The 12,389-nt window shown below is 68.8% G+C and carries 14 protein-coding genes; 10 read left to right on the top strand and 4 right to left on the bottom strand.

Annotated elements, in window-relative coordinates; genetic code table 11:
- The first annotated feature begins 32 nt into the window (after positions 1 to 32).
- Entirely contained in the window at positions 33 to 1,022 is a 990-nt protein-coding gene (locus tag SD37_RS08665) for an ABC transporter substrate-binding protein (protein ID WP_044852610.1), read from the top strand.
- 80 nt (positions 1,023 to 1,102) lie between these two features.
- On the opposite strand, the gene SD37_RS08660 is transcribed toward SD37_RS08665, so the two are convergent.
- Positions 1,103 to 1,591, bottom strand: coding sequence for a hypothetical protein (locus SD37_RS08660; RefSeq protein WP_236725297.1), 489 nt, complete (start codon positions 1,589 to 1,591; stop codon positions 1,103 to 1,105).
- A gap of 74 nt (positions 1,592 to 1,665) precedes the next feature.
- Between SD37_RS08660 and SD37_RS08655 the strand changes: the two genes are divergently transcribed.
- The 6 genes from SD37_RS08655 (at position 1,666) to SD37_RS08630 (ending at position 7,665) form a co-directional block, all read left to right on the top strand.
- Positions 1,666 to 2,709 carry a sensor histidine kinase gene (locus tag SD37_RS08655; protein WP_044852608.1) on the top strand — a complete coding sequence of 348 codons (1,044 nt, stop codon included), beginning with the start codon at positions 1,666 to 1,668 and terminating at the stop codon, positions 2,707 to 2,709.
- On the top strand, positions 2,706 to 3,476 hold the full coding sequence (locus SD37_RS08650; protein ID WP_044852607.1) for a LytR/AlgR family response regulator transcription factor: 771 nt from the start codon (positions 2,706 to 2,708) through the stop codon (positions 3,474 to 3,476). The genes SD37_RS08655 and SD37_RS08650 overlap by 4 nt, the downstream gene beginning before the upstream one ends.
- Positions 3,473 to 3,820 carry a membrane protein gene (locus SD37_RS08645; protein WP_044852606.1) on the top strand — a complete coding sequence of 116 codons (348 nt, stop codon included), beginning with the start codon at positions 3,473 to 3,475 and terminating at the stop codon, positions 3,818 to 3,820. The genes SD37_RS08650 and SD37_RS08645 overlap by 4 nt, the downstream gene beginning before the upstream one ends.
- Positions 3,820 to 5,553: a sodium/solute symporter gene (locus SD37_RS08640; RefSeq protein ID WP_044852605.1), complete on the top strand. Its 1,734-nt coding sequence runs from the start codon at positions 3,820 to 3,822 to the stop codon at positions 5,551 to 5,553. The genes SD37_RS08645 and SD37_RS08640 overlap by 1 nt, the downstream gene beginning before the upstream one ends.
- A 145-nt stretch (positions 5,554 to 5,698) precedes the next feature.
- Positions 5,699 to 6,040 carry a DUF485 domain-containing protein gene (locus SD37_RS08635; RefSeq protein ID WP_037304862.1) on the top strand — a complete coding sequence of 114 codons (342 nt, stop codon included), beginning with the start codon at positions 5,699 to 5,701 and terminating at the stop codon, positions 6,038 to 6,040.
- Complete coding sequence (locus SD37_RS08630; RefSeq protein WP_044852604.1) at positions 6,037 to 7,665, top strand: solute symporter family protein; 1,629 nt, start codon at positions 6,037 to 6,039, stop codon at positions 7,663 to 7,665. The genes SD37_RS08635 and SD37_RS08630 overlap by 4 nt, the downstream gene beginning before the upstream one ends.
- A gap of 64 nt (positions 7,666 to 7,729) precedes the next feature.
- On the opposite strand, the gene SD37_RS08625 is transcribed toward SD37_RS08630, so the two are convergent.
- Both SD37_RS08625 and SD37_RS08620 read right to left on the bottom strand, forming a co-directional pair.
- The gene (locus tag SD37_RS08625; protein ID WP_044852603.1) at positions 7,730 to 8,473 is read right to left on the bottom strand and encodes an isocitrate lyase/PEP mutase family protein; all 744 of its coding nucleotides are present in this window, start codon (positions 8,471 to 8,473) and stop codon (positions 7,730 to 7,732) included.
- On the bottom strand, positions 8,470 to 8,934 hold the full coding sequence (locus tag SD37_RS08620) for a carboxymuconolactone decarboxylase family protein (protein ID WP_044852602.1): 465 nt from the start codon (positions 8,932 to 8,934) through the stop codon (positions 8,470 to 8,472). Before SD37_RS08620 ends, SD37_RS08625 begins: the two co-directional genes overlap by 4 nt.
- 46 nt (positions 8,935 to 8,980) lie before the next feature.
- Between SD37_RS08620 and pdxR the strand changes: the two genes are divergently transcribed.
- Positions 8,981 to 10,360: a MocR-like pyridoxine biosynthesis transcription factor PdxR gene (gene pdxR, locus SD37_RS08615; RefSeq protein ID WP_065912764.1), complete on the top strand. Its 1,380-nt coding sequence runs from the start codon at positions 8,981 to 8,983 to the stop codon at positions 10,358 to 10,360.
- An 87-nt stretch (positions 10,361 to 10,447) separates the two neighbouring features.
- On the opposite strand, the gene SD37_RS08610 is transcribed toward pdxR, so the two are convergent.
- Complete coding sequence (locus SD37_RS08610; protein ID WP_174567906.1) at positions 10,448 to 11,128, bottom strand: peptidylprolyl isomerase; 681 nt, start codon at positions 11,126 to 11,128, stop codon at positions 10,448 to 10,450.
- 146 nt (positions 11,129 to 11,274) lie between these two features.
- Here SD37_RS08610 and SD37_RS08605 point away from each other — a divergent pair, with 146 nt between their 5' ends.
- Together SD37_RS08605 and SD37_RS08600 are read left to right on the top strand one after the other, a co-directional pair.
- Positions 11,275 to 11,862, top strand: coding sequence for a hypothetical protein (locus SD37_RS08605; protein WP_037304628.1), 588 nt, complete (start codon positions 11,275 to 11,277; stop codon positions 11,860 to 11,862).
- A 146-nt stretch (positions 11,863 to 12,008) separates the two neighbouring features.
- Complete coding sequence (locus SD37_RS08600) at positions 12,009 to 12,362, top strand: beta/gamma crystallin domain-containing protein (RefSeq protein WP_044852600.1); 354 nt, start codon at positions 12,009 to 12,011, stop codon at positions 12,360 to 12,362.
- Positions 12,363 to 12,389 lie beyond the last annotated feature (27 nt).

Raw genomic sequence — 12,389 nt, 5'->3', positions numbered from 1 at the left:
TTCATATCCGAGCACAAAGAGGTGCAATCACCATGAAGAAGACCCTGCTCGTCACCGGTGCCGCCGTTTCCGCGGCTCTCCTGCTGACCGCCTGCGGCGGCGGCACCGTCGGCGGATCGTCGTCGGGCGACTCCGGCGCCAAGACCACCAGCAAGAAACTGTCGCTGATCCCGGGTGTGCAGGCCGAGCCGTTCTACATCTCGATGCAGTGCGGCGCCGAGGCCGAAGCCAAGAAGGCGGGCTACGAGCTCACCACGCAGGCGCCGCAGAAGTTCGACGCCGCCATGCAGACCCAGCTCGTCAACGCGCTCGGCTCCAACCCGCCCGCCGCGCTGCTGATCGCGCCGACCGACGCGCAGGCGATGCTCGCGCCGATCCAGCAGGTCAAGTCGCGTGGCGCGAAGGTCATCGAGGTCGACACCGCGCTGAAGGACACCAGCGTCGCGGAGTCGTCCATCTCCTCGGACAACGCCGAGGGCGGCAAGCTCGCCGCGAAGACGATGGCGGAACTGGCCGCGGGCAAGACCGGTTCGGTGCTCGTGCTCGACACCATCGCGGGCACCTCGACCACGAACACCCGCGCGAAGGGCTTCGAGGACGAGCTGAAGAACTACCCGAACCTGAAGTCGGCGGGCGTGCAGTTCACCCAGAACGAGCCGGACCAGGCCGCGTCCAAGGTGACCGCCGCGCTCGCGTCCACCCCGGACCTGATCGGCATCTTCGCGACGAACCTCAACACCGGCGAGGGCGCCGCGACCGGCCTGCGGAACGCGGGCAAGATCGGCGCGGTCAACCTGATCGGCTTCGACGCCTCGCCGTCGGAGATCGAGGGCCTGCGCAAGGGCGAGTACCAAGGCCTGATCGCGCAGGACCCGGCCGCCATCGGGCAGCAGGGTGTGCAGCAGGCCATCGCGGCGCTGGAGGGTAAGCCGGTCACGCGCAACCTGACCGCTTCGCTGCACTCCATCACCAAGGCGAACATGGACGCCAACGCGCAGTACTTCTACAAGCAGAGCTGCTGACGCGTTTCGGTAACGCCATGAAAGGTCCTTTCCTTGCAAAATTTGCAAGGAAAGGACCTTTCATGGCGTTCGGGACCCACTCACTCCGCGAGCTCGACCACTCCAGCAGGCGCGAAGAGCGTGAGGGCCGCATACAGCCTGGCGCCCCCACCCAGGTGACCCAGCGCGTACGCGTACTCGTCACCCTCAAGCAGGAGATCCGGCCCGGAACCGGTCCATTCGAGCCGGTAGTGCCACCAGTGCATCCACCGCCCCACCCGCCGCTTCTCCCGCCACACCCGCAGCCGCGTGACCTCGGTCCACCGGACCTCGAAAACCCCCGGAACCGAGAACCCCGCAGCGGAGATCACCAGCGATCCCGCCGAACGCCGCAACCCGAGCAGGATCAGCCCCGCGAACCCCAAGCTGAGCAGGCCGAACAGCAGGCCATAGCCGATGTCCCGCGCCAGCCCGGCCAGCGACACGACGACGGCCGCCAACCCGCCCGCGCCGAAGACCACGAATCCGACGAGCGCGAGCCGTCGCATCACGACGTCGAGCCGGAGCACCACGGCATCCCCAACGACCATGCCCGGAGCGTAACCGCCGGAACCACCCACCGACGTTAGGATCTAGCCCTCGACGTCGCGGAGGGAGGTGGCCGATGAGCACCCGCCTGCCCTGGCGCACCGTCCCGGCCGCCGATCCGGTGCCGGTACTCGCCGCCGCCCAACGGGTCTCCGACGATCTCATGGACGGCCTCGCCGGCCCCCGCGTCCGCCACGCGACGCACGGTCTCCGGCGGCTGTTCGGCGTCCCCGGCCTCGGGCTGACCGACCTCTCCGGTTCGCTGATCTGGTCCGGCCGTCCCGCTGCCGACGACGTCGTCGTGGCGGCGCTCGACGAGGTCCTCCACTCCGAGACACCGGTGTCCGAGCCCGGATTGCTGGCGCTGCCGCTGCACGTCCACGACGAACTCGCCGGTGTCCTCCTGGTCACCGAAGGAAAGACCGCCGTCGCCCGCCAGGCCGCCGAACTCGTCGTCCACGCGCTCGAACGCGGGCGGCTGGAGGCGTCCGCCGAGCAGGCCGCGGAGGCGGAACTGCGCGCGCTGCGGGCCGAGATCTCGCCGCACTTCGTCTACAACGCGCTCACCGTGATCTCCTCGCTGGTCCGCTCCGATCCGGATCGCGCGCGCGACCTGATGCTCGACTTCGCCGAGTACACGCGTTACAGCCTCGCCCGGCACGGCGAGTACACGATGGTCGCCGAGGAGTTCCGCGCCATCGAGACCTACCTGGCGCTGCAGCGGGCGGTCCTCGGCGAACGGTTGCGGGTCCAGGTGCGGGTGGCGCCGGAGGTGCTGGCCGTCGCGGTGCCGTATCTCGTGCTGGAACCGTTGGTGGAGAACGCGATCCGGCACGGGATCGAACCGCGCTCCGAGGCGGGGTTCATCCAGGTACAGGGAATGGCGGAAGGGAACGACTGCGTGATCAGCGTCGAGGACGACGGACTCGGCATGGACCCCGCCCGCGCGGCGGCGATCCTGGCCGGGCGCGGCGACGACGGCGTCGGACTGGCCAATGTGGACAAGAGACTGCGCAGTGTCTACGGGCCATGGTACGGACTGACGGTCGAAACCGAGGTCGGCGCGGGCACCCGGGTCGTGGTGCGCGTGCCCCGTTTCCAGCCGGGGGTGCTGCCGTGACGAACGGGCTCCGGGTACTGGCGGTCGACGACGTGCCGCCCGCCCTCGACGAACTGTGCAGCCTGCTGCGCGAAGCGCCGGAAGTCGCCGAGGTGGTCGCGGCCGGTGACGCGCTCAACGCGCTCAAACTGTTGCAGGGCAGTCACTTCGACGCCGTCTTCCTCGACATCTCCATGCCGGGACTCGACGGGCTCGAACTCGCCTCGCTGCTGGCCCGGCTGAACGAGCCGCCGGTGATCGTGTTCGTCACCGCGCACGACGGCCACGCCGTGACCGCCTACGGTATCGGCGCGGTCGACTACCTGCTCAAACCGGTCCGCGCGGAACGGCTGTCCGCCGCACTGTCCAAAGTGGTCCGGATGGCGGGCAACCAGGCCGAAGAGCAGAAGCCCGCGCCGGACGCGATGTCCGCGCTGCCGGTGGAATCCGGCGGCCGCACGCGCTACGTCCGGCGCGACGAAGTCCAGTTCGTCGAGGCCCACGGTGACTACGTCCGTCTGCACACGAAATCCGGCGTCCACGTCACGCGAATGCCCATCTCCCGGCTCGAAGAGTATTGGGAGGGGACGGGATTCACCCGCGTGCATCGCGGCTTCCTGCTCGCCGTCGACGCGGTACTGGAACTGCGCAGCGACACCACCGGCGGACTGCTCGCGCATACCGAGGCCGGTGACGTGCCGGTGAGCCGCCGCCACGCGCGTGACCTGCGCGACAGGCTGCTCGCCGCCGCGCAACGCGGTGAACTTGGCCCGGGGAACCGGCGGTGAGCCGCGTCAAACGGGTCGCCGTCACCAGTCCGCAGACCCGGCTCGCGCATTCGCGGCGCCGGTCGCGCGGCCGCTGGCGGGTGCCCCGGCTGGCGGCGAACGACGCCGAACGCGCCGACAGGCTCTACCGGGCCCAGCGCCGTCGCGGGCTCCCCGCGCTGGCAGGGATGTTCGGGCTGGTCTTCGGGCTGCCGCTGGTGTTCGGCCTGTTCCCCGGGCTGGATTCGGTGCGGCTGCTGGACATCCCGCTGTCCTGGCTGATGATCGCGATCCTGCCGTATCCCGCGATGGCGCTGCTGTCGTGGTGGCAACTGCGCCGGGCGGAAAAGATCGAGGACGACTAGTGGTCGCGGTGCTGTCGGTGGCCCCCGTCGTCCTGATCACCCTGCTGATCGGGTTGCGCGGGGTCGCCGCCATGCGCACGACGTCGGACTTCCTCGTCGCCTCCCGCCGGATCTCGCCACTGGTCAACTCCGCCGCGGTCTCCGGCGAATACCTGTCCGCGGCGTCGTTCCTCGGCGTCGCCGGGCTGGTGGTGAAGGACGGTATCGGCGCGCTCTGGTATCCGGTCGGGTTCACCGCGGGCTACATCGCGATGCTGGTGCTCGTCGCGGCGCCGATGCGGCGATCCGGCGCGCTCACCGTGCCGGACTTCGCCGAAGCCCGGCTCGCCTCGCCCGCGCTGCGCCGCCTCGCCGCCATCGTCGTCCTCGTGATCGGAACCCTTTACCTGGTACCGCAGTTCCGCACCGCGGGGCTGGTGCTCACCGCGGTCGGCGGGACGCCGTACTGGGTCGGTGTCGTCATCGCGGGCACGGCGGTCAGCGCGACACTGGCGCTCGGCGGGATGCGCGCGGCGACCTACGTCCAGGCGTTCCAGTTCGTGCTGAAACTGCTGCTGTTCCTCATCCCCGCGATCTGGCTGGTCTCCCAGATCTCGCCAGAGGAGCGGTCGGCTTCGGTGCATCCGGTGGAGTTCACCCACTTCGCCCGCGATACCCAGCTGTCGTTCGAGATCGACGTGACGCTGACCCTGCGCGAGCCGACCACCCTGCTCAGCCCGGAGAAACGCGTTGTGCCGCCGGGAGAACTGACCGCCAGGAGCGGTGAGGTACTGGAATTCGCCAAGGGCACACCGGTTCCCGCCGTCCGCGGTGGCGCCCCGCTGGGCGGGCCGGACTGGCAGCGGCCGCTGCTCGACCTCGGCGACCACGGCTACCCGCTGCTCGGGACCTGGGCGATCCTGATCGCGACCATGCTCGGCACCATGGGCCTGCCGCATGTCCTGATGCGCTTCCACACCAGCCCCGACGGCCGCGCCGCCCGCCGGACGGCGGCGATCACCGTCGCCCTGCTCGGCGTTTTCTACCTGTTCCCAGGGATTTACGGAGTGCTCGGCCGGGTGCTCGTGCCCGAGCTGTACGTCTCCGGCGCGACCGACCTCGTCGTCGTCGCGCTGCCGTCGCAGGTCGACCAGGGCTGGGCCGGTTCGCTGTTCACCGGGCTGCTGACGGCGGGCGCGTTCGCCGCGTTCCTCGCGACGTCGCTCGGGCTCCTGCTGGTGATCTCCGGCGCGGTCGCGCACGACCTGATGCCGGGCGGGCTGCGGCGGCTGCGCTGGTCGGTGCTCGGCGCGGCGGCGGTGATGGTCCTGCTCGCGCTGCCCTCGGCCAGATTGGACGCGGGCGTGCTCGTCACCTGGGGCTTCACCGTGGCCGCGTCGACGTTCTGTCCCTTGCTGGTACTCGGCATCTGGTGGAACCGGCTGACCGCGGCGGGCGCGATCAGCGGTGTCCTCACCGGACTGGTCGCGTCCTCCGGCTCGATCCTCGTGGCCCTGTTCGGGCCCGCGCTGAGCGGCCTGCCCGCGATCCTGGTGTCGCAGCCCGCCCCGTGGTCGGTTCCACTGGCATTCGGCGTAATGCTCGTGGTTTCCTTACGGGGCAGGCCTCCTTCCTGGTCAACCGCCGCCATGTTGCGGCTGCATCTGGACGATCGCACAGCCGAAACCCCTTCGTCGTGGTCTGAGTACCGTTCGTCGACCGTTCGTCGTCTCGGCAGGCGTTTGAACCGCTGACGGTTCCGGTCCGCTTGAGCCCTCCTTAACGTGGCGCGGAACACATTCGCGGCGCGGCGAAGGGAAGACGATGTGCGTACGGATGCATCGGGCTTCCCCCGGTCCCCCGGCCGTGCTCGTTCTCGTGGACAGCAAGGAGACCACCATGAGCACCGAAACGGACGCACCCAGTCCGCCTGAGACCGATTGGGACAAGGCCCACGACAGCGCCGAGTTCAAGGAGCTGCGTTCACGGCTGCGCCGGTTCGTGTTCCCGGTGTCGGCGCTGTTCCTCGTCTGGTACCTGCTGTACGTGCTGCTCGCCGACTACGCGCACGGCTTCATGAGCACGAAGCTCTTCGGCAACATCAACGTCGGCCTCGTCTTCGGCCTGTTGCAGTTCGTATCGACCTTCTTGATCACCGGGCTCTACGTCCGCTACGCGAACAAGAAACTCGACCCCATCGCGGAGAAGATCCGCACGGACATCGAGAGTGAGACCAAATGACCCTCGCCGCCGGAGTCGAGGGCAGCAGCCCCGCGCTCAACATCACCATCTTCGGTCTCTTCGTCCTGGTCACGCTGTTCGTCGTGTTCCGGGCCAGCCGGAACACGAAGACCGCGTCGGACTACTACGCCGCCGGCCGCGCGTTCACCGGTCCGCAGAACGGCGTCGCCATCGCGGGCGACTACCTGTCCGCCGCGTCGTTCCTCGGGATCGCGGGTGCGATCGCCGTCTACGGCTACGACGGTTTCCTTTACTCCATCGGCTTCCTGGTCGCGTGGCTGATCGCGCTGCTGCTGGTGGCGGAACTGTTGCGCAACACCGGCAAGTTCACCATGGGCGACGTGCTGGCCTTCCGGATGAAGCAGCGCCCGGTACGGGCCGCGGCGGCGACGTCCACCCTGGCCGTCTCGTTCTTCTATCTGCTCGCGCAGATGGCGGGTGCCGGTGGCCTCGTCGCGCTGCTGCTCGGGATCGAGAGCAAGGCCGGGCAGGCCGCGATCATCGTGATCGTCGGCATCATCATGATCGCCTACGTGCTCATCGGCGGCATGAAGGGCACCACCTGGGTGCAGATCATCAAGGCCGCGCTGCTGATCGCCGGTGCGCTGGCGATGACGGTCTGGGTGCTCGCGCTGTACGGCTTCAACTTCTCCGGGCTGCTGCAGGGTGCCGTGGACAAGGCGGGCAAGGCCGGTGAAGCGCTGCTCGGGCCGGGTAACCAGTACGGGAAGACCGGCACGACCAAACTCGACTTCCTCTCCCTCGGCATCGCGCTGGTGCTCGGTACCGCGGGTCTGCCGCACGTCCTGATGCGCTTCTACACCGTGCCGACCGCGAAGGAAGCCCGTCGTTCGGTGGTCTGGGCGATCGCGCTGATCGGCATCTTCTACCTGTTCACCCTTGTGCTCGGCTATGGCGCCGGCGCGCTCGTCGGGTCGGACAAGATCAAGGCGGCGCCGGGTGGCGTGAACTCGGCCGCTCCGCTGCTGGCGCTCGAACTGGGCGGGCCGATCCTGCTCGGCCTGATCGCGGCGATCGCCTTCGCGACGATCCTCGCGGTGGTCGCGGGCCTGACGATCACGGCGTCGGCGTCGTTCGCGCACGACGTCTACGCCAACGTGATCAAGAAGGGCAAGGCGTCCCCGGCCTCGGAGGTGAAGGTCGCCCGGATCACGGCGCTGGTGATCGGCGCCGTCGCGATCCTCGGCGGCATCCTCGCCAACGGGCAGAACATCGCCTTCCTGGTGGCACTCGCGTTCGCTGTCGCGGCATCGGCGAACCTGCCGACCATCCTGTACTCGCTGTTCTGGAAACGCTTCAACACCCAGGGCGCGCTGTGGAGCATCTACGGCGGTCTCGCGGTCTGTGTCCTGCTGATCGTCTTCTCGCCGGCGGTCTCGGGGAAGCCCGTGGACCCGAAGACCGGTAAGAGCGCCTCGATGATCCAGGGCGTCGACTTCCACTGGTTCCCGCTCGACAACCCCGGCCTCGTCTCGATCCCGGTCGCGTTCTTCCTCGGCTGGCTCGGCACGGTCCTGTCGAAGGAGCACAACCAGAAGAAGTACGCCGAGATGGAGGTCCGCTCCCTCACCGGTGCGGGCGCAGAAAAGGCGATCGCCCACTAGTCGCCGGGGCGTGCGGCCGGGCATCCTTTACGCCCCCCGGCCGCACGCCCCGGTTCCCATTTCCCTAATACGGCAGCTTCCCCGCCGCCAGTTCGGTCAGTTTCGCCCGGAGATCGGCGCGGACCGACTTCCACAGCCCGGTGCCCAGCGAGATCCGCGCCACCCCCAGTGTGGCGAGCGCGGAGAGATCGGGGCCGCCGGGAAGCGGCATGGCGTTGACCGCACCGGGCGCGACCGCCTTGACGAAGTCGCCCAGCACTTCCGGCGACTTCGCCAGGATCGGGTAGACGCAGTCCGCGCCCGCTTCGAAATACGCCTTGGCCCGCACGATCGCCTCGTCCAGTACGGCACGCTCGTCGGAGGCGCTCACGAAGACGTCGACGCGGGCGTTGATCACCAACGCGTCTCCGGCGGCCTCACGCAACTTCGCGATCTGATCCGCCTGTGTCTCCAGCGACCGAAGTCCGCCCGCGACGTGATCGGTGTCCTCGTAGTTGCAGCCGACCGCCCCCGCCTCGGCGAGCCTCGCCGCGAGGTCTCCCGCTTCGAGGCCGTAACCGGACTCGACATCGACCGTCACCGGCACCGAGACCGCTCGCGCGATCCTCGTGGCCGCCGCGAACATCTCCTCGACAGGCGCGGCCTCCCCGTCGTCGTACCCGAGAGCCTTGGCGATGGCGAAGGAACTCGTCGCCACGACGGGGAACCCGGCGGCTTCGACGAGACGCGCGCTGTCGGCGTCCCACGCGTTCGGCAGGAGCAGCGGCGTGCCCGCGACGTGCAGTTCCCGGAGCCGTGCCGTGGTCATTCGGCGCGCTCGGGCAGCGGGGCGTGGCTGGTCACGCACATCCGGTTCCAGCTGTTGATCGCGATGGCCTCCCACACGACCGCGCGGTACTGCTCCTCGGTGAAGACGCGCGTGGCCTCTTCGTAGACGTCGTCCGGGACCTCGTGCAGGGTCGCCACGTTCGTGATCGCCTCGGTGAGCGCGAGCGCGGCCCGCTCCTGTTCGGTGAACAGTTCGGTCTCGCGCCAGCCCTGCAGCACGAACAGCCGACGCGGCGATTCCCCCATCTGCAGCGCGTCGTGGGAGTGCATGTCGAGACAGAACGCGCAGTGGTTGATCTGCGAGGAACGCATCTTCACCAATTCGAGGATCTTCTGGTCGACACCGGCGTTGGCGGCGGCCTTCTCGACTTCGGCCTGCAGTTTGGCCATGGCCTGGTAGATCTCGGGCACCCGTTTGCCCACGTGGATTCGCTTGGTCATGACCTTGAATCTAGCGACAACTGGCCCACGAGTATGGTCCAGTCACATGGCAGAATCGTGGTCCAGTTCGGGAATAGACGTCCATCTGGACTGGCGTCCCGAGAGCGGCCGGACCGGACTCGCCGCGGCGATCCGCTCGGCCATCCGGGAGGGACGCTGGCAGGCGGGCGCGGCGGTGCCTTCGACCAGGGCCTTGGCACAGGACCTCGGAGTGGCGCGGGGAACGGTCACCCGGGTCTACGCCGACCTCGCCGCCGAGGGCTATCTGCGGACCTCGCAGGGCGCACCGACCCGCGTCGCGACGGCGGGCGCGCTGCCCGCGTCACCACCGAGGCCCGCCCCGCGCGATCCGGCGCCGCGCTGGGACCTGCGTCCCGGCAGGCCGAATCTGTCCGCCTTCCCCCGGGCGGCCTGGCTTGCGGCGACCCGGCGGGCGCTGCACCGGGCGCCGATGTCGGCGTTCGACTACACGGCCGAATCCGGGGCGGCGGAACTGCGGGAGACACTCGCCGCGTATCTCGCCCGCAGCCGCGGCGTCGTCGCCGATCCCGAGCGCATCCTGGTGTGCGCCGGGTTCTCGCACGCGATGGCGGTGCTGGCCCGGGTCCTGCACGCGCGCGGGGCGGACGAGATCGCGTTCGAGAACCCGTCGCTGCACATCTACCGGGAGATCGCCGCGGCCAACGGGCCCAGGGTGACCGGTGTCCCGGTGGACGATCACGGGATCACGGTGTCCGCTTTGGACAGTCCGGCGGTGGTGGTCACCCCGGCGCATCAGTACCCGCTGGGAGTCACCCTCGCCCCGGGGCGGCGGGCGGAACTCACCCGCTGGGCGGCGGAGACCGGCGCCGTCGTCATCGAGGACGACTACGACGGCGAGTTCCGGTTCGACCATCAGCAGGTCGGGGCGTTGCAGGCGCTGGCGCCCGAACGGGTCGTGTACGTGGGGACGACGAGCAAGACGCTCGCGCCGTCGCTGCGACTGGGGTGGATGGTGCTGCCGCGGTTCCTGGTCGAGCCGGTGCGCGCGGCGCTGGCCGCGAGCGGGGCCCGGCCCGCGCTGCTGGACCAGCTCGCGATGGCCGAACTGATCGAATCGGGCGCCTACGACCGGCACATCCGCCGATGCCGCGCCGAATACCGCTCCCGGCGGGACCGCCTGCTCGCGGCCTTGCCGGATTCCGTGCTGCCGCAGGGCATCTCGGCGGGGGTGCACCTGGTGCTCCAGTTCCCGGGCGAGCTGCCCCGGGAGATGGAGGTGATGGCCGCCTGCCGCCGCCGCGCGATCGGGCTCGAAGGACTCAGCGGCTATTGGATCGGCGAGCCCCAGCGCGAAGGACTCATCATCGGCTACGGGGCCGCCGCGAAGCACGCCTTCACCGGCGCCACCCATGCCCTGCGCGAAGCCATCTTCGAGGTCACCTGACGCCCCCTCCCCGCCCGTATTTCGTCCTCTGGATGCGGTAGTTCGTACTGCCAACTACCGCATCCAGAGGACGAAACGCATAGGGGGTCAGCAGTACCAGGGGCGGGCGCGCAGGATGTCGGTCTTCAGGACCGGGGCGCCGTCGACCGGCGCGGGGTTCTCCGGCGTGGGCTGGACGCCGCCCGCGGCGACCTTGTCGAGGGTTTCGAGACCGTCCGGGCCGACGGTGCCGAAGATCGTGTAGTTCGGGCGCAGCGCGGAATCGCCGTACACCACGAAGAACTGGCTGCCGTTCGTCGCCGGGCCCGCGTTGGCCATCGCGAGGACGCCGCGGGCGTACACCTTCCGCGCGCCGGTCGGGTCGGTCGGCGCGGGCGGCAGGCCGACGGGCAGTTCGTCCTTGTACTTGTAGCCGGGGCCGCCCTCGCCGGTGCCGCTCGGGTCACCGCACTGCAGCACCTTCAGCGTGGGGTACGCCGTCAGCCGGTGACAGGTCGTGCGGTCGTAGAACCGGTGCACCGCCAGATGCAGGAAACTCTGCACCGTGCACGGCGCCTTCGCCCGATCGAGGGTCAGGTCGATCTTGCCCTGGTTGGTCTTCAGTTGTACCGGCACCGTGCCCCGGCTCGGCGTGTGCCGAGGGTCCGGCGGCAGCGGGACGGGCCGCGCGGCCGGCTCCTCCGGGGTCTCCGTGTACTGGCACGGCCCCTTCGTGACCTTCGGCGGCACGGCCTCCGCCGACGCCGTCCCGGTACCGGCCGCGAGCATCAGCCCGGCACCCAGCACGCTCACAACGACCTTCGCGATCCTCTGCACGGTTCCTGCCTCCCAGCCGTGGACGAAGAAGAGAGCATAGGGTGAATCCCCGCCGTTTCCACAGGTCCGGAAGTAGGTGCGCGGTTAGGGTCGGAGCCGTGGAGATCGCCGAACGACACCAATGGCAGCTGAACGCCCTGACCTTCCTGTACGCGTACACGCAGTACGTCCTGGTGCACGAGAGGGTCATGGCGGGGCTGCCGCCGGACAAGCCGGCCGAACTCGACAAACCGCGCGTCCTCAGACTGGCCAAGATCGTCGACGACATGATCCTCGACTTCCGCAAGGAGGACGGGCTGACCGATCTCGAACGGCGCCGCGTCATCCGGCTCGCCAGGGAGATCAAGTCGCACGTCCGCGAGAAGTGGCCGCCTCGCGACCCTTCACTGACCGAGTGGATCGCGTCGGCCGCGGCGCATTTCTACTGCGAGGAGCACATCAACAACGGCTACGTCCGGATGGGCCGCGTCTTCGACCCCGACATGGCGGACAGGTTCCTGGAGCGCGTCGAGTTCTGCCGGGGGCAGACGGTCACGATCACGAACTACGCCAACAAGGTCGCCGACGGCGAACAGCTCACTTTCGGCGAGACCAACCAGCTCGAAGTCTGGAAAGAGGACGCCATCGCGCATCTGGACAACCTCGACAGCGACTTCGGCGACATCAAGATGTACGTCGAATTCTGAGCGGCGAAGCCTGCCCGGTCGGCCAGACTTGCCTGTCTCAACGGACCCGCGAAACCGCGGGAAATTGACACTTTCCTCCCTTGATCGAGATGCTCGGTTCCGCACGAAGCACACTCCTTTCGTCATTTCGTTCAAAGGAGAATTAGGTGATCTCGAGCAAGAAGGCGGCCCGGCGTGTCCTGGCAGCGGCGGCCGCCGCTGCCGCCGCGTTCAGCATGCTGGTGCCGACAGGCACCTCGTTCGCCATCGACCACATCCCGTGCCGGGACGGGGAGAACTTCCTGAAGATCTGGTCCCACCTCGGCGGGAGCACCAGCGTCGACTGCTACGCCAACCGCGGGAGGATCGGCTTCGGCGGCTGGTGGATCGACAGGATCTACACCGGCAACAACGACCTGATCTACTACGACAGCAACGGCGCCGACGTGAGAATCAACCGGTGGACCGATATCAGTTTCCCGAACCGTCCGCCGAAGGTCCGTGTCATCGAAATCCTCTGAAAGCCTCGTGAGTGGTGATGACGGTTA

The sequence above is a fragment of the Amycolatopsis orientalis genome, from assembly GCF_000943515.2.
GTDB classification, from domain to species: domain Bacteria; phylum Actinomycetota; class Actinomycetes; order Mycobacteriales; family Pseudonocardiaceae; genus Amycolatopsis; species Amycolatopsis orientalis.
This window is presented reverse-complemented; position numbering and strand designations above follow the sequence as displayed.